This is a genomic window from Thiohalocapsa sp. (assembly GCF_022340605.1).
Taxonomy (GTDB): Bacteria; Pseudomonadota; Gammaproteobacteria; order Chromatiales; family Chromatiaceae; genus Thiohalocapsa.
The window spans coordinates 1-18,732 of sequence record NZ_JAJDNQ010000025.1; the positions used below are offsets into that span (position 1 = coordinate 1).

The window sequence follows — 18,732 nt, forward strand, 5'->3', positions numbered from 1 at the left end:
CGCGCTTCCCGGGCTACGCCCAGGTGAAGCGCGTGGCGGTCACCGAGGAGCCCTGGTCCATCGACGCCGGCCTCATGACGCCGACCATGAAGCTCCGCCGCGGCAGCATCGCCACGCGCCACGAGGCCGAGCTGGCGGAGCTCTATGCCGGACACGAGTGATCAGCCGGCGCGATCACCCACGCAGGCCCTCCGAGCGATTCCGCCCCACCCCGCGGCATCGGCCGGCGGGGCCTTGCCCAGCGCAGTGTCAGAGATCGCACCCATTTTGACACTGCGTGTCCACGGTCCAGCCCTGTCAATGCGATTTCCCCTGGCCCCGCGCCCGGCGCCGGCAATAGCGTGAGCGATTGCCAAGCCGGTGGCGATCTGCGACCGGCGAGCCGTGCAGCGGAGCCGTCATGGTATCGAAGCATTTTCTCCCCGCCGTCGTCGTCACCTCGGCGATGCTGTCCCTGTCCGCCGTCGCCGCCAACGGGCCAGGCGCTCCGGGTGGCAACGGTGGCGGCGGCACCGTCCCCGTGCCGGCGCCGTTCGACACGCTGCACTTTTCCAGCGCCGAGACGTGCGCCCTGTGTCATAACGGGCTGACGGACCAGGCGGGCCAGGACGTGTCGCTGGAGCGGGACTGGGGCGCGGGCATGATGGCGCATGCCTCCCGCGATCCCCTCTGGCAGGCCAAGGTCGCCAGCGAGCGCGCGCGGGCGCCGCAGCTCGCCGAGGTCATCGACGCCAAGTGCTCGCGCTGCCACATGCCCATGGCCAACGTGGAGCTGACCGACAGCGGCGACCCGATCGCGATCCTCGACGGCCCGGCGGACGCGGACGGTCTGCTCGACCCACTGCATCCGCTGCACGCGGTCGCCATCGAGGGGGTGAGCTGCACCCTGTGCCACCAGATCGAGGACGACGGCAACCTGGGGCTGCTGGAGGGCTTTTCCGGTCACTACAGCATTGCCGACCACGACGTGCCGGCCGAGCGCACCATCTACGGCCCGGTGCCGAATCCACGCATCAACCCGATGCGGAACCAGGCCGGGTTCACACCGACCTATGCCCTGCACGCCAGCGACTCGGCCCTCTGCGCCGCCTGCCACAACCTGAAGACGCCGTTCGTCGATGACGATGGCAACCTGGCCAGCACCGACCCGGAGTCCGAGTTTGCCGAGCAGATGCCCTACACCGAGTGGGAGCACAGCGACTTCGCGCCCAATGGCGCAACGCCGCGCACCTGTCAGTCCTGCCACATGCCCGAGACCGACGGCGTCAAGCTGTCGAACCGCCCGCCGTGGCTGACGCCGGTGGACGCGTTCTCTCGCCATCGCTTCGCCGGCGCCAATACGACGATGCTGGACATCCTGAACCGCAACCGCAGCGCACTCGGCGTCACCAGCACCGGCCTGGCCGGCGCCATTGCCGACGCCCGCGCCATGCTCGCCGATGCGGCCGAGCTGGCGCTGATCGATGCCGACGTCGACGACTCCGGCATCAGCGTCGTGGTGGAGGTGATCAACCACTCCGGTCACAAGCTGCCCACCAGCTTCCCGTCCCGGCGCGTCTGGCTGCACGTCAAGGTGACGGATCAGGCAGGGAAGGTCGTCTTCGAGTCCGGCAAGCTCGGCAATGACGGGCGCATCGCCGGTGCGAACGGCGACAGCGACCCGGCCAGCTACGAGCCCCATCACCAGCAGATCACCAGCGCCGATCAGGTGCAGATCTACGAGCCGGTCATGGGCGACACCGACGGCAGCGTGACCCACACCCTGCTGCGCGCCGGCAGCTACCTCAAAGACAACCGGCTGACCCCGGCCGGCCTTCACAAGGCCAGCGCACCATCCGATGCTCAGGTCATGGGTCTGGCCGCCAATGACACGGACTTCGACAACGGCGCCGATCGCGTCACCTATCGCATACCGGTCGGCGGCGCCGAGGGCCCCTTCACGGTCGCGGTGGAGCTCAATTATCAGGTCCTGTCCTGGCCCTTCCTGCGCGACCTGTTCCAGGACGACGCGTTGCCCGAGGTGGCGCGCTTCCGTGCCCTGTACGAGGACCAGCCCATCCTGGCGGAAACCATCGATACCTTGCAGACGACCGTCTCGCGCTAGGGGAACGCGGGCCGGAACCGGCCCGCACGCCTCGATCACGATTGCGGCCAGAGCCTTGCTCCCGTGGGAGCGGCGTCCCCGCCGCGACTGGACGCCCGTCGCGCCGAGGACGGCGCTCCCACGCGGGAGAAACCGTGAAAATAGTCGGTGTAGCAGCTCTTGTGGGAGCGGCACTCTAGGTGCCGCGACCGGCGGTCAGGCAGCACACCGCGCCCTGAGCAACTGCCAGGCGATATACAACCTCCCAGCCGTCGTCGCGCCACAAAAGGCACTGGCGCTCCCACACCGGCACGCCCAGAACAACCGTTATGGGAGGTCGAGTTAGGATCGTAGGTCGGGTTAGCGATAGCGTAACCCCGACAATCAACAACGCACCGTCGCCCATCGTCGGGTTACGCTGCGCTAAGCCGACCTACACCGAATATTTTCACAGTGGCTATAACGGGTCCGGCACGAAGGTCAGCACGTTGCCGTTGATGCAGTAGCGCTTGCCGGTGGGCGGCGGGCCGTCGTCGAAGACGTGGCCCAGGTGGATGCCGGAGCTGGCGCTGCGCACCTCCACGCGGTGCATGCCGTGGGAGTTGTCCTCGTGCAGGGTGATGGCGCCTGCGACGGGCTCGAAGAAGCTCGGCCAGCCGGTGCCGCTGTGAAACTTGCTGTCGCTGCGGAACAGCGGCGCACCGGTGACGGGGTCGACGAAGGTGCCGGGGCGCTTCTCATCCAGGTTGGAACCGCTGAAGGCGGGCTCGGTGCCCTGGGCGAAGGCGATCTGCTTCTGCGCCGGCGTCAGCACCTGGAAGCCGAGCCACTTCCAGAAGCGCTCCTTGTCGCCCCGGTTGTAGCCGGTATAGCGCGACACCTCGCGGCCCTTCTCGAACAGCACGATGGTGGGTGTGGCGAACAACGCCTTGTCCAGCTTCCAGCCCTCGGGCGGCCTGGTGCTCAGAGTCTCGGTCACCGGCACCCGTGACGACCAGCCGTCCAGCACCTCCGCCCGGAACAGCTTGCAGTAGGGGCAGTCCTCGGCCTCGAAGACGATGATCTGGCGGTCGAAATCGAGGGCGTCCGCGTCCGGTCGCGGATGGGCCTCCGCGGCCTGGGCCGTGACCGTCTCGCCCGGATAGGACACGCCCGTGCCGCCGAGCCCGCAGTAGCCGTTCGGGTGCTTCTTCAGGTAGTCCTGGTGGTAGTCCTCGGCGCGGTTGTAGTTCTTGAGCGGCGCGATCTCGGTGGTGATGCGCCCGTAGCCCGCGGCGGTCAGCGCCTTCTGATAGGCGTCACGAGTGGCGAGCGCCACCTCGCGCTGCTCCGGGGTCGTCCAGTAGATGGCGCTGCGATAGTTGCTGCCGACGTCGTTGCCCTGGCGCTCGCCCTGGGTCGGGTCGTGGTTCTGCCAGAAACCGATGAGCACCCGCTTCAGCGACACCCGGTCCGGATCGAAGGTGACCTTCACCACCTCGGCGTGGTTGCGCTCGTCGGAGCGGCCGCGCTCGATCGCCTGCTCCAAGTTCAGCACGTCGCGATAGCCCACCTGCCGCTCGTCACCCCCGGCGTAGCCGGCCTCCACGTCCAGCACGCCCGGGATCTGGGACATGCGCTTCTCGGCGCCCCAGAAACAGCCCATGCCGAGCACGATGGACTCGGTTGCGGCGGCCGCCTGCAACGGCACGGCCAACGCCAGTGCCGCCAATAGCAATGCTCGGATTCGAATCATCGGTCGCGTCTCTTTCGTTCTGCGGTGGTCTCTCTTGAGACCAGTGCCGGAGCACGGATGTTTCAACGCCCTGTGATTGGCGTCCCGGCCGCGAGTTGCAAGACCCACCGCCCCATCGCGCCGAGGACGGCGCTCCCACGATAGCACTGCCCGTGTGGGAGCGGCGTCCCCGCCGCGATCAGCCGCGCCCGCACCATCAGGCCGGGGACGGCGCTCCCACGGGCAGCAACCGGCGTGCCTGCGCCCGTTGCGAGTGCCTGAAACCACTTTCCTGTTGTGGTCTTTGCGGGGTAGACTATGCGCTCACACAATACTAAGCATTGAGGAACCGGTGATGTTGGCAATACGTGAGCATCGTGTCTGTACCCTTGCGCACCGGATTGGGCTCCGACTGGTGCGCGCATCGGACGACACCGAGCAGCCGCTGTATCGGTTGGTGGAGCCGCACTCGATGACACCCGTGCTGCCGGGCGACCGCGCCGGCGGCGCGGACTTGGCGGAGTTGGAGGACTGGCTGCAGTTCCCGTGGGAGTGAGTCGGGGCAGTTGCGCGGGGGTTGGTGAACTTCGCCCCGAGACCGCAAAAGTCGTGCTCGCAACGCCGAAATCGCGCGGATCGGAGCAGCTCTCGTGGGAGCGGCACTCTCGGTGCCGCGACCGGCGGCAAGGCAGCACACCATGCCCCGAGGAGCTGCCAGGCGTCAGGCAACCTCCCAGCCATCGTCGCGCCACAAAAGGCAGTGGCGCTCCCACGCCGGTGCGCCTGGGTTAGCCGTTATCGCAGCACCTCTTGTGGGAGCGGCACTCGCGGTGCCGCGACCGGCGGCAGGGCCGCACACCATGCCCCAAGTAACCGCCGAGCGGCAGGCAAACTCCCAGCCGCCGTCGCGCCACAGAAGGCAGTGGCGCTCCCACGCCGGCGCATCCGGGGCCCACACCATCAGCGCCTGTCGAACTCGGCGGCGATGCGGTCGCCCACCGTCTGGTCGATCTTTCTCCAGTAATCGAACGCGCGCTCCAGCACGGGCGGCGTGACCCCCTTCTTCAGGTGCCCGACCACGTTCGACACGAGGCGGTCGCGTGCGGCGTCGTCCATCACGTCGCGCACCAGGGTGCCGGCCTGGATGAAGTCGTCGTCGTCCCGGTGCGGCGTGTAGGCCGCGTGCATGAATTCGCCGCTCGCCTCCCACGTTTCCATGTACGGGTAGCGCTCCGGGTCCGCCTGCGGCCCGCCCTTGGAGTTCGGCACGTAGACCGGGTCCTGGACGTTGTCCATCCGCATCGCGCCCTCCTTGCTGTAGCTGTGCACGGGCACCTTCGGCCGGTTGACCGGGATCTGCTTGTAGTTGACGCCCATGCGCGCCCGGTGCGCGTCGGCGTATGAGAACACCCGTGCCAGCAGCATCCTGTCCGGGCTGAAGCCGATGCCGGGGACGACGTTATTGGGCTCGAAGGCGGCCTGCTCGATCTCGGTGTGGTAGTCGCTGGGATTGCGGTCCAGCGTCATCCGGCCGACCTCGATGAGCGGATAGTCCGCGTGCGGCCAGATCTTGGTGAGGTCGAAGGGGTTGAAGCGATAGTCCTGCGCCTCGTTGAAGGGCATGACCTGCATGTACAGCGTCCAGGACGGACAGTCGCCGCGCCCGATGGCCTCGTAGAGGTCGCGGGTGTGATAGTCCGCGTCCTCGCCGGCCAAGCGATCGGCCTCTTCCTGGGTGAGATTCTCGATGCCTTGGTCGGTCTTGAAGTGGTACTTGACCCAGAAGCGCTCGCCCTTGGCGTTGACCCACATGTAGGTGTGGCTGGAGTAGCCGTTCATGTGACGCCAGCTCCTGGGGATGCCGCGGTCGCCCATGAGCCAGGTGACCTGATGGGCCGTTTCCGGCGACAGGGTCCAGAAGTCCCACTGCATGTCGTGGTCGCGCAGGTTGATATCCGCGCGGCGCTTCTGCGAGCGAATGAACTGCTGGAACTTCATTGGGTCACGGACGAAGAAGATCGGGGTGTTGTTCCCGACCATGTCGTAATTGCCTTCCGTGGTGTAGAACTTGAGCGCGAAGCCGCGCGGGTCGCGCCACGTATCCGGGCTGCCGCGCTCGCCGGCGACGGTGGAAAAGCGCGCCAGCATGTCGGTCTTGGTGCCGGGCTGGAACACCGCCGCCTTGGTGTATCGGCTCACGTCCTGGGTCACCTCGAAGCGACCGAAAGCGCCGCTGCCCTTGGCGTGGGGCTGGCGCTCGGGAATCCGCTCGCGGTTGAAGTTGGCCATCTGCTCGATCAGGTAGTGATCGTGCAGCAGAATCGGGCCGTCCGGACCGACGGTGAGCGAGTACTCGTCACTGGGCACCGGGATGCCGGCATCGGTGGTCGTCGGCTTACGGCTGTTGTCGTTCATCGAAAAACCTCCGCTCGGTTGTGCGTGTGGGTCATGCGTGTGTGCGTCAGGCCGCCGGCTCCAGTACCCGCACCTTGACGCCGTCGTTACCGGCCACCGGCAGCGGCCGTGTCGGCGCGTCGCGCAGCTCTTGCACCCAAACGCTGAGGTAGAGCGTGCCGGCCTCGGTGTTCAGCCAGTCGATGCCGCTCGGGGTCAGCAGGCAGCGCAGCGGCTTCGCGTCGCCGCCGCCGCGGGTGCCGCGGTCGGCGGCGAGCAGCAGGTCCAGGTGGGCCAGCGACCAGTCGCGGTCGTCGATGAGCAGGTCCTGGATACGCAGCACCGTGCCGTCGGCTGTCTCGGTGCGCATGCCGCGCAGGGTCTCCGCCCGCACCAGTTGCGCCGCGCTGATCCGCTCCGGGTCCAGGTCCACGTCCGCGAACAAATCGGCCGCCACCTCGCCTCCCTCGGCCGGCGCCGGCGGCGCGTCCACCCCGCCCTCGGGCTGGATGCGCGCCCGCCAGTGCTCGCGCCAGTTGGGCGGCACCACGACGCCGGCCTCGTCGAAGCCCGCGATGCCGTTACGGACCGCGAGCGGCGGCGTCGCCGCCAGGTCCGCGGCGGTGAGGTCCAGCGAGACCACCCCGCTCGCCTCGTCAACGTCGGCCACCAGCCGTGGCGTCACCAGTGCATCCCGGTCCGGCGCCCACTGCCGGACGTCCGCGGCTAGGAAGCGCACGCGCCAGCCCTCGGTGTCGAGGATCAGGTCGGTGAGGCCCGCGACCGCGCCGTCCAGTGTCAGCAAGCGGCAGCGGAGCAAGGCATCGGCGGAGAGAAGGCTCTGGATCATGGCGCGCTCCCTGACGGCGCTCAGGCCGTCATGTCGGCGACGAAGGGCCGGCCTTCGGCTAGCCCTTGCCGTGTTGCTCTTGCTCCTGCCCGCGTGCCGCGTCGGGGCGCTGCGCTTGCTCCCCTTCCCAGGCCTCATGACATTCTGGCGAGCAGAAGTAGAGGATGTATTCAAGCGCCTCGGCGGCCACGGCCTCGTCCGCCGGGATCTGCACCCGGCACTCGACGCACTCGACCGGCTCGGGGCGCACCTCGCGATGGTGCTCGGCGGGCGCGGTGGGGGCGCCGGGCGCTGCATGTGGGTCTTTGGGTTCCGGCGCTTGGGCGTCCGGCTGTTGTTCAGTGTTCATGGCTGTCTCGGGTCGTTTCGAAGCCCTCCGCCTGCCAGCCGGTCATGCCACCCAGTACATGGGCGACCTGATCGTGCCCGCGGGCCTTGAGCACGCTTGCGGCCACCGAGGAGCGGTAGCCGCTGCCGCAGATGACGGCAATGGGCCGCTGCGCCGAGATTCCGGCGAGCAGATCGTCCACGCGTCGGGTGAGCTCGGCACCGGTGAGATGCATGGCGCCGGGGATGTGCCCGGCCCGCCATTCCGCCGGCTGGCGGACGTCGAGCAGGAGGAGGTCAGATTGCTCGCGCCGTTGCCGGCGCAGGTCCCGCACCGTCCACTGCGGCAGCACTGCGATGGGCTTGCCCGCGGTGCGCCAGGTGAGCATGCCGCCGGCGAGCCAGCCCCGCGGCAGCGGATGGCCGATGCGCAGGAGCTGCCAGCACACCTCCCAGAGGTCGTCCGCCCGGTCCAGCAGCAATACCAGGTCGCGCTCGGGATGCAGCACACTGCCGGCCCAGGTGGCGAAGCCGGTGCCGATGCCGACGTTGATGGCGCCGGGAATATGCGCCGCGAAGGCCTCCGGCGACCGGCAGTCCAGCACGATGGCACCTTCGCCCCGCAGCCGCTCGAAGGTGTCCAGATCCAGCGGCGGCGGGTCCGCCAGCACGCCCAGCGGTGGCGGGCCTTCGCTGTTGAGCCGACGCATGCGCGACCAATAGGGCGGCACCGCGGGCAGGTCCGTCAGGTCCATGCAGTGGTCGACGAACTCCTCCTTGGAGGTCAGATTCGCCAGCAGGCGGTTGAGCCGCCGCTCGTAGCCGATGGTGGTGGAGAGCCGGCTGCCGATGTGGCCGCCGCAGAGCGACCCCGACACATGCGTCGGATAGACCTCGACGAAGTCCGGCAGCGGCAGAATCTTGCGTTGCAGGGTGTCGCAGAACGCCTTGGCGCCTCGGCGGGTTTCCGCTTCGCCGCCGAGCAGGTCCGGGCGCGCCAGGTCGCCCACCAGCAGCGCGCCGCCCGACAGCAGCAGCGCCGGCTCCTCACCGCGGGAGCGGTCAGTCACCAGCAGGCTCACGTGCTCCGGCGTGTGCCCCGGCGTGTGCAGGAGCTCGAAGCGCACCTCGCCCATGTCGAGGCGCTCGCCGTCGTCCATGGCACGCATCGGATACCCGACCTCGGCGCGGGCCCCGGCCAGCAATTGCACGTCGGCGCGATTGGGCAGTTCGCAGATGCCGGAGAGATAGTCGTTGTGCTGATGGGTGTCGCAGGCGTAGCGGATGCGCAAGCCCTGCGCGCGCGCCTCGGCGAAGTAGGTTTCGACGTCGCGTCGGACGTCGAGCACCAGCGCGTGACCGGTGTCCTCGGACCCGACCAGATAGGATGCGTGGCCTAGGCTCTCCAGGTAGAACTGCTTGAAAATCATCGTGACGTTTCGGCCTCCGTGGCTGCGGGCGGCACGCCGGCCGCACCTGACTTACTGAATCGTTCAGCAAGCCACGGACCAAGCCTCGACGCTGCGGCGATCCCAGCGCGTTGTTGCGCCCCGCGTGCGCAGACAGATGGCCCACCGAGGGCTCAGCGGCGGCGGACGTCAGCGGCACTGCTGCGCAAGAACGGCAGCTGAATTGGGGGAACTGCGCCGCGCCCGGGGTAAATCCCCCGATCCCATGCTGCCTGTGGGGAAACTTGTTTGCGCAAACCGGCAGGCGGAGGGTCGGCCAACGCTCCACGCGACTGATGGCGGGTCACGTCCAGCGGGTCGAGGCCGAGGGACTGGGCGCCCGGAGTCTGGGCGCTCGCGGTCTGCAAGTGTCCATTCGCGGCCGTTCCAGCGGCTGGCTCACTTCCTGCTTGGCGTTCGAGCCAGCACTGCCCGGATGCGCGTATCGGGGCGTCGCCGCGATGCCGCGGCCGCGGTGCCGCGGCGCACCGGGAACGGACTATCTTGATAGATAGGAGATCGAGCCCGCAGAACGGAGGTGACCATGTTGCTCAAAGACCAAGACACCGGAAAGCTCGTCGAAGTGCTCGCGCTGCACGACCTCTACAACCCGACGCATGGCACCGTGGTGGGTCGCCTGCACTACGGGGAAGAGGCGCAGGATCCGGCCCACTTCGAAAAGGGCAAGCTCAGATTCGCGTCCGGCGAGCCGCTGCCACGCTGCTGGATCGACCCACACTACCGCGACGCGGAGGTGGAGGCCGCGCGCCACCACGGCCAGGCCGCCTGAACCGAGTTCTTCCTTTATGCCTGCCGGGCGCCGCGAGACGGCGACGCCCGGCAGTTTCATGTCCGGCGCCCGCCTCGCCCGAGCAGCAGCAGGCGGGGCGCCAGCCCAAGCTTTCCGGCACGTCCACCAGTGCTCCACGCGGTGCAGTAGCATGCCCATCCCCCGCCGCCACGCGGCTTCGACCTGATGTAACGCCCGGATGCTCGAAGTTATCGCCACCGGCATCGGCCTGATCGCGCTGACGGTGGTCATGCACGCCGTCGGCACCGTGGGGCTGATGCGCTCCTTCGCCCGCCACTTCGCCGAGTTGGAGGCCCGGTTCAAGGCCCGCACAGCCCTGCTGGCCATCGTCTGGTTCGCCACCGCGCTGATGATCCTGCACGTTCTGGAGATCCTGCTCTGGGCGCTCGCCTACCGCTGGCTGGTGCCCTCGCACCGGCTCGACACCTTCGAGGAGGCGACCTACTTCTCCTTCGTCACCTTCACGACGGTGGGCTACGGCGACGTTACGCTGGGCGTGGACGAGTGGCGGCTGCTGAGCGGCATCGAGGCGCTGGACGGCATCCTGCTCGTGGGCTGGTCCACGGCCCTGCTCTTCGCCGTCTTGCAGCGCAGTTGGCGAGGTCTTGGCCACCACGGTAACTGAAGATCGTAGGTCGGGCCGAAGTTAGGACGCCCGATGCAACCGCTGCCGTCGGGCTTCGCTACCGCTCAGCCCGACCTACACGCGCCCCGTAGGTCGGGCCGACGTTAGGAGGCCCGACGCAACCGCCGCCGTCGGGCGTCGCTACCGCTCTGCCCGACCTACACGCGCCCCGTAGGTCGGGCCGACGTTAGGAGGCCCGACGCCCGATCTCACCTCAGCGCCCGGCGCGGCGCACCCGCACCGCCTCCTCACGCTCCAGTTCCTCCAGCGCGTTGTCAATGAACCTGATGCGCGCGTCCATCTCCGGCAGCAACACGTCCTCGAGCGCCCGGGCGCGGCGGGCGGTGCGCAGGTATTCCACCCGCAGCCGCTCCAGGTTGCCCGTGAGCACCGCGAGCCGCGCGGCGATGGGCAGCATGCTCGCAAACACCGCGCGGCAGGCATCGGCCTCGGGGCTCTGGCTCGCCTGCGTCGCGACGCCGTCATCGACTTCAGCTTCGACCTCCGCCAAAGGCGGCAGGTCCTCAACCCGCACCCCAAGCACCGAGCGACCCACGGTCTCGAGCCCACACGCCGCCGCGGCAGCAGGGTAAATCGATAACTCCTCCAATCCATGCCGACCCACCGCCGCCCGCAGCGCCGCCCGCGCCGCGGCCTCCGCCTCCCGCCAGCGCGCCATGGTGGCGTCATAGTCACGCAGATTGGCGAGGATCTCGCCGGCCAGGATCAGCCGCTTCTCGTCCAGGAAGCGGTAGCCCTCGTGCATGCCGGCACGCTCCGCCGTAAGCTCCAGGAAGGCGCTCTGCGTCGGCACCAGCTCGCGGTCGGTCATGGCCGGTAATGCCCCTGTCCGCGTCAGGCCGTTGCGGGTTCGGCGTGCGGGCCGCCGCCGAACATCCGGCCGGCTTCATCGCCATCATCGCCGGCGTCCGGCGCCACCGCGCGATAATCCGGCACCACCCTGCCGTGCTCACCGCCGAGGTGCGCCGCGATCTGGGCATCCGACAAGCGCGTCAGTTCCTTCTGCGGCAGGCCCCGCAGCGCCTGCCAGCCCGCGTCCATGCTCTGTGCCAGGCTGCGGCGTCCATCCTGGGCGACGACCGCCGTCTCGAAGCGCTCGCCGAAGGCGAGGTACAGCCGGTCGGTCTCCGACAGCCCCTCCTCGCCCACCACGCTCGCCAGGATGCGCGTCTGCTGCGCCTGGGCATAGGCGGCGTAGAGCTGGGCGGCCAGCGCCGGGTGGTCCGCGTCCGTCAGGTCCTTGCCGGTGCCGTCCTTCATCAGACGCGACAGGCTCGGCAGCACGCGGATGGGCGGATAGAGATCACGCCGGTGCAGCTCCCGGTCCAGCACGAGCTGACCCTCGGTGATATAGCCGGTGAGGTCCGGGATGGGATGGGTGATGTCGTCGTTGGGCATGGTCAGGATCGGCACCTGGGTCACCGAGCCCGCCTGGCCGCGGATGCGCCCGGCGCGCTCGTACAGGGTCGCCAGGTCCGAGTACATGTAGCCCGGATAACCCTTGCGGCTAGGCACCTCCCCGCGGCTCGCCGAGACCTCGCGCAGCGCCTCGCAGTAGTTGGTGAGGTCCGTCAGAATCACCAGCACGTGCTTGCCTTCCTCAAAGGCAAGGTACTCGGCGGCCGTCAGCGCAAAGCGCGGCGTCAGCAGGCGCTGGGCGCTGGCGTCCGACGCCAGGTTCAGAAACAGCACCGTGCGCGCCAGCGCCCCGCTCTGCTCCAGCGAGCCGCGGAAGAACTCCGCGCTGCCGTGCGGGATGCCGATGCCGGCGAAGACGATGGCGAAGTCGTCCTCGCCGTTCCGGCCCGCGGCCGCCGGACCCGCCTCGCGCCCCGCCCCCGGCAGCCGCGCGTTGCAGGCGATGTCCACGGCGATGCGGTCGTGCGGCAGCCCGCCGCCCGAGAACAGCGGCAGCTTCTGCCCGCGCACCAGGGAGTTCATCAGATCGATGGCCGTGAAGCCCGTCTCCAGGAACTCGCTCGGCGCCTGCCGCGCGGACGGCTTCAGCGGCAGCCCGTCCACCCGAAACGCCTGCCGCGCCGCCAGCGGCGGCCCGCCGTCCAGCGGCTTGCCGACCCCGTTGAACACCCGCCCCAGCAACCCCGGCCCCACGTGGAAGCGCAGCGGCTCGCCGAAGAACCTGACCCGCGCCCCGTCGATGCGCAGCCCCGCCGTATCGTCCAGCATCTCCACCGTGACGCTGTCCTCGTCCAGCGCCGCGATGCGTCCCAGCCGCGCCTGCCCGCTGCCGTCCTCCACCTCCACGGCCTCGTTCAGGCCGACGTCCACCGTGCGCCGCAGAAACAGCAGCGGTCCGTCCACGCGGTTGGCGATGTCTTCACCGATGAGTCGTGCGTACATCTCAAATGAGGGGCTAGGGGCTAGGGGCTAGTGCACCAGTGCACCAGTGCACCAGTGCCGAGACCGTCTCAGGTCGTTGTCGTTGTCGTTGTCGTGGTCGTGGTCGTTGTCGTGATCTCAACCATCCGGATATTCGATTACGACCACGAACACGAGGGAGCCCGGTCTCGGGATTTCCGCAGCGAAGCACTGGTGCATTGATGCGGAAGCATCGAGACTACGCTCAACGCTGCCCGCGGCGCTGATCCGTGTCGACCTGGAGGCCGACACGCCGGCCGACACGCCGGGCGACACGCCGGGCGTGGGTCGCGATGGCCGGAGTGTCGCCCTCCAGGGCGACACTTGCGCGCTCCGGACAGCGCACGGTGTCGACAATTCCAAGGCCGTGCACTAGGGACCGCATGCCGGGCCTGGAACGGAGTGTGAAACCCTGATCCCGCCATGGCAAGCGTAGGCCATCGCACGGGCGTCCAGCATGGCCCGCGCGTCGCGTGCGGCCGCGAAGCGGAAGCTCCATCCAGGAGCGCCATCGATCAGGGGCGACGCGGCCGTCCCCGGATGCGCCGTTGCGGGCAGCGGTGTACCTGCCCCACCAAAAGCGGCAAATCCACCCGCCACCGCTGCGCCCCGCGTCGTTCTGCGGCAGAGCCCACACCCACCGGCTGGCCCGTTGCTGTAACCCGAGGCAATCGGTACGGATGCTGCTTCCATACCGCGGGTCACGAGCCGAGCGCTCCGGCGGCCGCGGAATCTCCCCATCCGCCCAGTCGGCGGCGCTGCGCAGGACCACGCGCCGCCCCACCCCTTCTCCGGTGACGGCACAGTGCTTGCTCCAATCCTCCTGAACATCCCGACCACGCGACATCCGGTCGCAAACCCGGTCGTCACCTAAACTCGGGAGGCAAACATGACCTCGACCATCTATATCCACGCCCACGAGCCCACCGAAGGCCGCCGCCTGATCGACGAGCTCCTCGAACAGGGATTCGAGCGCCGGCAACTGCACGTCTATGGCAAAGATCTGCCCGGCGGTCTGCCGGTGGAGGCCACGCGCTGGCGCAACACCTTCATGGCGATCCTGCCCGGTGCCCTGGTGGGTGCCGTGGCCTTGCCGTCACTCTCGGCGATATTCTTCAGGCGGCCGAGCGAGGGGCTGGTGCTGCTGCTCGGCCTGATCGGCGCCGCCGTCGTCGGCACCTGGTCGCTGCTGCATGAGCGCCGCAAGGCATCGCCGATGAACGCCCAGCAGTCGGCCATGCGTCATGGCGAGATGATGATCGCCGCAAGCGTCGACGAAGACCGCGTCTCGGAGATCGAGCAGCGCATCGCCCGCGACCATCCGGACATGTCGATGCTCGGGCCGGACGCGGGCGGCTCGACGCGGGGTGGCTGAGCCGTACCGGCTCAGTCTCGGCGGCGCATTCGCGTCCTGCACTTCCACGGCATCGCCGTCGACGTTGCTCATCCGTGTCGCCCTGGAGGGCGACACTCCGGCCGCACTCTGGCCAGACGCCACCTGGGAGTGTCGCCCTCCAGGGCGACACCTGGACGGCTGTCGCAAGAACGGCCGCGATATTTTCGCGTTCGCGCGGTTGAACTAGCAACCGATCGCGGCTCGAACCCTTGCAGAAACGTGAGCATCGGCTTCCGACTCTACATCCGGCTGCTCGGCGCAGCGGACAACACGCGGGCTTGGCGGCTCCGCCGCCTGGAACCTGCTCGCGCCGCGAAGATTGCGAACGACACGAGCGCTTGCTTTAGTGTTTGACTGCTTACGCTGAGCTGCATCCGCGCCGGCGCTGCCACGGCTCAAGCGGTCCCGTTGCCCTTGCGAAAGAGCCGCTGGTCCGCCTCCAGCAGTTCTGGCGCGCCGATGCCCACGCGGCCGAAGTCCGGGTGCGCCGGGTTCAGCAAGTAGTTGGTCTCGATGGGGATGACGGCGCTGGGAACGGCGAGAATGGCGGTGTCCTGCCGCCTCACCCACTCCGCGCCGATGCGGCGCAGGGTGTCGCGGGCGGCGGGGTCGCGCCAGTCGGCGGGCAGGTCGGCGGGGTCGATGCGCTCGATGGCGAGGTCGTCGGGGATGTCGGCGGGGACGGCGACGTAGCGGGCGCGCAGGGGTTGGTCCTGCACCAGCATCTCCAGCATGGCGAGCGACAGGGTGCAGGCGGTGTAGACGACGGCGGTGCCCTTCGGGTTCCAGCGGCCGCCGAAGCGGCGGGCACCGTCGCCGCTGAAGGCGGTGTCGGCGAAACGGGCGGTGGTGAGGCGCCAGGTGGGGGGCATGGTGGCCTGGGTTGTGGCGCGGCTGTGGGGTTGAAGGATGGGCACGCTTTGAGACCGTGAAGGTATTTGCTCGCAATGCCGAAAACGAGCGGATCGTAGGTCGGGTTAGCGGTAGCGTAACCCGACAATCAACGGGTTACGGACGCCCGTCGTCGGGTTACGCTGCGCTAACCCGACCTACACATGAGGGTCTGAGACAGGGCGAGTATTCGCGCTCGCGGCCGTCGAGGGCGTGGCCGTGTGGGTCGGGCCGACGTTAGGAGGCCCGACGATCAGGCGAAGACGCCGTGCTCGATGCGCCCTAAGGTGTCCATGACGCTCTCGGCGCCGATGTCGGTGTCGAGCAGGCTCAGGGGCGTGGCGCCGTCGAGGGCGGCGTTGGCGGACTTGAGCCAGTCCATGGCCGCGGCCGGGTCCTCGAAGACCTCTTCGGCGCGGGCGATGACGCGAGCCAGGCGCACGAGGCGTGAGGACTCTTCGGCATGCAGCCGGCCCTCCTGCTTGCGCCGGGCGAGGGTGCGCTCCGGGATGCCGACGGCAAAGGCCACCTCGGCGCGGGAGAGGCCCGTGCCGCGGGCCAGGGCGTCCACGCTGGCCGCCGGCAGGCCGCGGCGGATCACGGCCACCCAGTCGAGCGGGGAGCGCGGCACGCGGGCGAGCACGGACAGGCCGCCGAGGAGGTCCTGCGGGGTGCGAGGGATGTCGTAATGGGGTTGGGCCAGCTCTGCCACGCTCATGCGGATGACTCCGATCTGCCACTTGGCAGTGAGTCTAGTCCGAATTGGCATGAATGTCATGCCAGGCGGTCTCCCGGGCGCGCGCCGGGGCGGTCTGGTCGCTGCCGACGGGTGGATCTCGCTGCGCTCGACCGGAGCTGTCGCATCGAACAGGCCGCGGGCCGGGTCTGGCATATCGCACTTTGCACGCGCGGCAGGTCGCGGCACCGAGAGTGCCGCTCCCACAGGTGCCGCTGCGCTACGCCGGGCGCGGCACCGGGAGTGCCGCTCCCACATGCAGCGGTGCGCTACGCACTACGCACTACGCACTTCTTCTTCCTCCAACCGCCGTACCGTCGCCGCCAGCTCCCGGTCCAATTGCGAAAAGCGTTCCCACTCGCCGTCCGGGATCTCCTCGCCCATGCGCATCAGGGCGCGGAAGATGGGGGCGTCGTTGAGGCGCTCGGGCGGGATGCCCTGCCCCAGCAGCTTGTCGCCGGCGTCGATGAAGCCGCCGATGAGGCGCATCATCACCGCCTGGCGCTGGGGCGTGGCGTAGCGGTCGATGTCGGAGAAGGCGGACTGGCGCAGGAAGGCCTGGTTGATGAGCTGGGCGCAGAGCAGGGTCAGGCGCTGTCGCGACGGCATGGCGTCGCGGCCGATGATGCGGGCCATGCGCTCCAGGCGCGCCTCGTCTTCCAGCAGGGTCAGGAAGCGCCGGCGCAGGGTCTCCCAGCGGGTGCAGCCCGCGGCGTGCCACCAGCGCGCGAGGCCCTGGGCGCTGTCGCTGTAGGAGGTGAGCGGGTGGATGGCCGGGTAGAACCGGGCCTGCGCCCGGCGCACGTCCAGCGCCCAGAGGCAGCCGACGTAGCGGCGGGTGTGGTTGGTGACGGGCTCGGAGAAGTCGCCGGACGGCGGGCTCACGGCGCCCATGATGCTCACCGAGCCTTTCTCGCCCGCCAGGGTCTGTACCCGCGCGGCGCGCTCGTAGAAGTCCGCGAGCCGGCTCGACAGATAGGCCGGATAGCCGCCCTCCCCCGGCAGCTCGCCGAGCCGGCCCGAGACCTCCCGCAGCGCCTCGGCCCAGCGGCTGGTGGAGTCCGCCATCAGCGCCACGTCGAGGCCCTGGTCGCGAAAGTACTCGGCGACGGTGATGCCGGTGTAGATGCTCGCCTCCCGCGCCGCCACCGGCATGTTGGAGGTGTTGGCGATGACCACGGTGCGCTCCAGCAGTGGCCGGCCGGTGCGCGGGTCGGTCAGCTCCAGGAACTCCGCCAGCAGCCCGGCCAGCTCGTTGCCGCGCTCGCCGCAGCCGACGTAGACGATGACGTCGGCATCGCACCACTTGGCGACGGTCTCCAGCAGCACGGTCTTGCCGGTGCCGAAGCCGCCGGGGATGGACGCGGTGCCGCCGCGGGCGATGGGGAAGAGGCAGTCCAGGATGCGCTGGCCGGTGAGCATGGGCTCGTCGGCCGGCAGGCGCTTCGCCACCGGCCGCGGCAGGCGCACCGGCCAGCGGTGGGAGAGCGCGATGTCGTATTCGCCGCCGTCGTCGGTGCGCAGGGTGCAGACCGGCACGTCCTCTGCCACGACGCCGGCATCGGCGAGCTGGACCACCTCGCCGGCCTTGGCGTCCGGTGGCACCAGGCAGCGCTGATGCAGGCGCCGGGCCGAGGCCCCTTCGGCATCGTCGTCCGGGGCGCCATCCGCGGGAGCGACGTCGCCGACGATGCCGCCCGGCGCCACGCGCTCGCCGACGGAGACCTTCGGCGTGAACAGGAACCGCCCCAGGGGCGCCTCGCGCATGCCGGGCCGCACCCAGGCGGCGTCCAGATCACCGTCTGCCACGCCGATGGGCCGCAGCAGGCCGTCGAAGATGCGCCCGAGGATGCCGGGGCCGAGCCGGATGGACAGCAGCCGGCCGCTGCCGACCACCGGGTCGCCCGGCCGCAGGCCCGAGGTGTCCTCGTACACCTGCACGGTGATCTCGTCGCGAGCGACCCGGATGACCTCGCCGAGCAGGCGCTGCTCGCCGACGACAACGGCCTCGCGCATTAGAAAGCTGCCCTCGGTGGCCGCCCGCAGCACCGGGCCGCTGAGCCAGGTGGTGGTGGCGCGAGGCTTCATGCCGGAACCTCCGCGGCACCGATCGGGCCGGCATCCGGCGCCCCGCGCCTGGCGAGTGCCAGCAGCCGCGCCTCCACCTGCTCGCGGTCCTGAAGCAGCCCCTCCAGGCTCATGTCCAGCACGCCGCCGCCGGCGGCGATGAGGAGTCCGGCGGAGAGCTCGCCGTCCGCGCGCAGCGAAGGGGTCGGAATCCCATGCTGAGCCAGCTCGGCCAATGCCGTGGCGCGCTCCGCCTCCGGCCAGCCGGGGGCGTGGCGAATGGTCCAGCCCATTTGGGGCAACCGCTTGCGCGCCTGCGCCAGCGCGGTGCTCACCCATTGCACGCGGCTGTCGGCGCTCGCCCAGCGTTCTGCCAGTTGCGCCCGCAGCCTGGGCCAGACGGCGGCAAGGAGCCGCGCGTCCGCCAGCTCGCCGCGACGGCGCTCGGCGGTGGCGCGCTCGGCGCCGGCCTTGCGCAGCAGGCCTTGGGCGCGGCTGCGCTCGGCCTCGATGCGCTGGTGCAGCAACCCGCGCTCGCGCCGATAGGCGTCGCGCTTGATGGCAGCGGCGCGCTCGGCGGCCTCCGCCAGCAGCCGGCGGCAGGCCTTGTCGCGCTCGTCCTGCACCAGCTTAAGGAGGGCGCGCTCGCGTTGTTCGGTGTTCATTCCGCCAACCCCAACTGTCGTTTCAACGCGGCCGTGAGGTCCGCCGGCGCCACGCGTCCGCGCGCGTCCGCCACCACCACGCAGGGCGGCCGCTGCGCCGCCAGCGCCTCCTCCAGCAGCGCCTGCGGCAGCGCCGCTGCGTACTCGGCGGTGATGAGGATCAGGCCCACGGGCGCCTCATCGCGCGCTGTCCGCAAGAGCGCCCGCAACAGGTCCGGCGTCTCCGCCGGCGCCGGCGTCCGGCAGTCGGCACCGGCCAGGCGCCAGCCCGCCGCACTCAGCTCGTCGCCGATGAAGACGCAGCGCGCGGCCATGACCGTTCTCC

At 69.6% G+C, this 18,732-nt stretch carries 17 protein-coding genes; 5 read left to right on the top strand and 12 right to left on the bottom strand.

The window, feature by feature from the left end:
* Positions 1-400 precede the first annotated feature (400 nt).
* Positions 401-2,104, top strand: a complete 1,704-nt coding sequence (locus tag LJE69_RS03145) for a hypothetical protein (protein ID WP_296921411.1) — start codon at positions 401-403, stop codon at positions 2,102-2,104.
* A 436-nt stretch (positions 2,105-2,540) separates the two neighbouring features.
* Here the strand turns inward: LJE69_RS03145 and msrA are convergent, their stop codons facing one another.
* Positions 2,541-3,818, bottom strand: coding sequence for a peptide-methionine (S)-S-oxide reductase MsrA (gene msrA / locus LJE69_RS03150; RefSeq protein WP_296921413.1), 1,278 nt, complete (start codon positions 3,816-3,818; stop codon positions 2,541-2,543).
* A gap of 334 nt (positions 3,819-4,152) precedes the next feature.
* Here msrA and LJE69_RS03155 point away from each other — a divergent pair, with 334 nt between their 5' ends.
* Positions 4,153-4,353: a hypothetical protein gene (locus LJE69_RS03155; RefSeq protein WP_296921416.1), complete on the top strand. Its 201-nt coding sequence runs from the start codon at positions 4,153-4,155 to the stop codon at positions 4,351-4,353.
* 404 nt (positions 4,354-4,757) lie between these two features.
* Here the strand turns inward: LJE69_RS03155 and LJE69_RS03160 are convergent, their stop codons facing one another.
* From LJE69_RS03160 to LJE69_RS03175, 4 genes are read right to left on the bottom strand one after another with little or no spacing between them, the layout of a single operon-like run.
* Positions 4,758-6,212: a catalase gene (locus tag LJE69_RS03160; RefSeq protein WP_296921418.1), complete on the bottom strand. Its 1,455-nt coding sequence runs from the start codon at positions 6,210-6,212 to the stop codon at positions 4,758-4,760.
* 46 nt (positions 6,213-6,258) lie between these two features.
* The gene (locus LJE69_RS03165) at positions 6,259-7,041 is read right to left on the bottom strand and encodes a hypothetical protein (protein WP_296921420.1); all 783 of its coding nucleotides are present in this window, start codon (positions 7,039-7,041) and stop codon (positions 6,259-6,261) included.
* Between the two features lie 58 nt (positions 7,042-7,099).
* On the bottom strand, positions 7,100-7,390 hold the full coding sequence (locus tag LJE69_RS03170; protein WP_296921421.1) for a hypothetical protein: 291 nt from the start codon (positions 7,388-7,390) through the stop codon (positions 7,100-7,102).
* Positions 7,380-8,798, bottom strand: coding sequence for an MBL fold metallo-hydrolase (locus LJE69_RS03175; RefSeq protein ID WP_296921423.1), 1,419 nt, complete (start codon positions 8,796-8,798; stop codon positions 7,380-7,382). Before LJE69_RS03175 ends, LJE69_RS03170 begins: the two co-directional genes overlap by 11 nt.
* Positions 8,799-9,360: 562 nt before the next feature.
* On the opposite strand from LJE69_RS03175, the gene LJE69_RS03180 reads away from it, so the two are divergent.
* Positions 9,361-9,606 (top strand): acetyltransferase, encoded by a 246-nt coding sequence (locus LJE69_RS03180; protein ID WP_296921425.1) that lies wholly within the window; start codon positions 9,361-9,363, stop codon positions 9,604-9,606.
* A 199-nt stretch (positions 9,607-9,805) separates the two neighbouring features.
* Entirely contained in the window at positions 9,806-10,252 is a 447-nt protein-coding gene (locus LJE69_RS03185; RefSeq protein WP_296921427.1) for a potassium channel family protein, read from the top strand.
* A 214-nt stretch (positions 10,253-10,466) separates the two neighbouring features.
* Here the strand turns inward: LJE69_RS03185 and LJE69_RS03190 are convergent, their stop codons facing one another.
* The gene (locus tag LJE69_RS03190) at positions 10,467-11,084 is read right to left on the bottom strand and encodes a V-type ATP synthase subunit D (protein ID WP_296921428.1); all 618 of its coding nucleotides are present in this window, start codon (positions 11,082-11,084) and stop codon (positions 10,467-10,469) included.
* Between the two features lie 23 nt (positions 11,085-11,107).
* On the bottom strand, positions 11,108-12,634 hold the full coding sequence (locus LJE69_RS03195) for a V-type ATP synthase subunit B (RefSeq protein ID WP_296921430.1): 1,527 nt from the start codon (positions 12,632-12,634) through the stop codon (positions 11,108-11,110).
* Between the two features lie 907 nt (positions 12,635-13,541).
* On the opposite strand from LJE69_RS03195, the gene LJE69_RS03200 reads away from it, so the two are divergent.
* Positions 13,542-14,027, top strand: coding sequence for a hypothetical protein (locus LJE69_RS03200; RefSeq protein ID WP_296921432.1), 486 nt, complete (start codon positions 13,542-13,544; stop codon positions 14,025-14,027).
* Positions 14,028-14,443: 416 nt separating this feature from the next.
* Here LJE69_RS03200 and LJE69_RS03205 read toward each other — a convergent pair whose 3' ends face one another.
* The 5 genes from LJE69_RS03205 to LJE69_RS03225 form a co-directional block, all read right to left on the bottom strand.
* Complete coding sequence (locus tag LJE69_RS03205; protein WP_296921433.1) at positions 14,444-14,920, bottom strand: RES domain-containing protein; 477 nt, start codon at positions 14,918-14,920, stop codon at positions 14,444-14,446.
* A gap of 272 nt (positions 14,921-15,192) precedes the next feature.
* Positions 15,193-15,657 carry an antitoxin Xre/MbcA/ParS toxin-binding domain-containing protein gene (locus tag LJE69_RS03210; RefSeq protein WP_296921435.1) on the bottom strand — a complete coding sequence of 155 codons (465 nt, stop codon included), beginning with the start codon at positions 15,655-15,657 and terminating at the stop codon, positions 15,193-15,195.
* A gap of 294 nt (positions 15,658-15,951) precedes the next feature.
* The gene (locus tag LJE69_RS03215) at positions 15,952-17,763 is read right to left on the bottom strand and encodes a V-type ATP synthase subunit A (protein WP_296921437.1); all 1,812 of its coding nucleotides are present in this window, start codon (positions 17,761-17,763) and stop codon (positions 15,952-15,954) included.
* Entirely contained in the window at positions 17,760-18,407 is a 648-nt protein-coding gene (locus tag LJE69_RS03220) for a hypothetical protein (protein ID WP_296921438.1), read from the bottom strand. Before LJE69_RS03220 ends, LJE69_RS03215 begins: the two co-directional genes overlap by 4 nt.
* Positions 18,404-18,721: a V-type ATP synthase subunit F gene (locus tag LJE69_RS03225; RefSeq protein ID WP_296921440.1), complete on the bottom strand. Its 318-nt coding sequence runs from the start codon at positions 18,719-18,721 to the stop codon at positions 18,404-18,406. The genes LJE69_RS03220 and LJE69_RS03225 overlap by 4 nt, the downstream gene beginning before the upstream one ends.
* Positions 18,722-18,732: the final 11 nt, after the last annotated feature.

Coding starts and splice junctions, on each gene's coding strand:
- LJE69_RS03145 (WP_296921411.1), top strand. CDS start 401: ATGGTATCGAAGCATTTTCTCCCCGCCGTCGTCGTCACCTCGGCGATG.
- msrA (WP_296921413.1), bottom strand. CDS start 3,818: ATGATTCGAATCCGAGCATTGCTATTGGCGGCACTGGCGTTGGCCGTG.
- LJE69_RS03155 (WP_296921416.1), top strand. CDS start 4,153: ATGTTGGCAATACGTGAGCATCGTGTCTGTACCCTTGCGCACCGGATT.
- LJE69_RS03160 (WP_296921418.1), bottom strand. CDS start 6,212: ATGAACGACAACAGCCGTAAGCCGACGACCACCGATGCCGGCATCCCG.
- LJE69_RS03165 (WP_296921420.1), bottom strand. CDS start 7,041: ATGATCCAGAGCCTTCTCTCCGCCGATGCCTTGCTCCGCTGCCGCTTG.
- LJE69_RS03170 (WP_296921421.1), bottom strand. CDS start 7,390: ATGAACACTGAACAACAGCCGGACGCCCAAGCGCCGGAACCCAAAGAC.
- LJE69_RS03175 (WP_296921423.1), bottom strand. CDS start 8,798: ATGATTTTCAAGCAGTTCTACCTGGAGAGCCTAGGCCACGCATCCTAT.
- LJE69_RS03180 (WP_296921425.1), top strand. CDS start 9,361: ATGTTGCTCAAAGACCAAGACACCGGAAAGCTCGTCGAAGTGCTCGCG.
- LJE69_RS03185 (WP_296921427.1), top strand. CDS start 9,806: ATGCTCGAAGTTATCGCCACCGGCATCGGCCTGATCGCGCTGACGGTG.
- LJE69_RS03190 (WP_296921428.1), bottom strand. CDS start 11,084: ATGACCGACCGCGAGCTGGTGCCGACGCAGAGCGCCTTCCTGGAGCTT.
- LJE69_RS03195 (WP_296921430.1), bottom strand. CDS start 12,634: ATGTACGCACGACTCATCGGTGAAGACATCGCCAACCGCGTGGACGGA.
- LJE69_RS03200 (WP_296921432.1), top strand. CDS start 13,542: ATGACCTCGACCATCTATATCCACGCCCACGAGCCCACCGAAGGCCGC.
- LJE69_RS03205 (WP_296921433.1), bottom strand. CDS start 14,920: ATGCCCCCCACCTGGCGCCTCACCACCGCCCGTTTCGCCGACACCGCC.
- LJE69_RS03210 (WP_296921435.1), bottom strand. CDS start 15,657: ATGAGCGTGGCAGAGCTGGCCCAACCCCATTACGACATCCCTCGCACC.
- LJE69_RS03215 (WP_296921437.1), bottom strand. CDS start 17,763: ATGAAGCCTCGCGCCACCACCACCTGGCTCAGCGGCCCGGTGCTGCGG.
- LJE69_RS03220 (WP_296921438.1), bottom strand. CDS start 18,407: ATGAACACCGAACAACGCGAGCGCGCCCTCCTTAAGCTGGTGCAGGAC.
- LJE69_RS03225 (WP_296921440.1), bottom strand. CDS start 18,721: ATGGCCGCGCGCTGCGTCTTCATCGGCGACGAGCTGAGTGCGGCGGGC.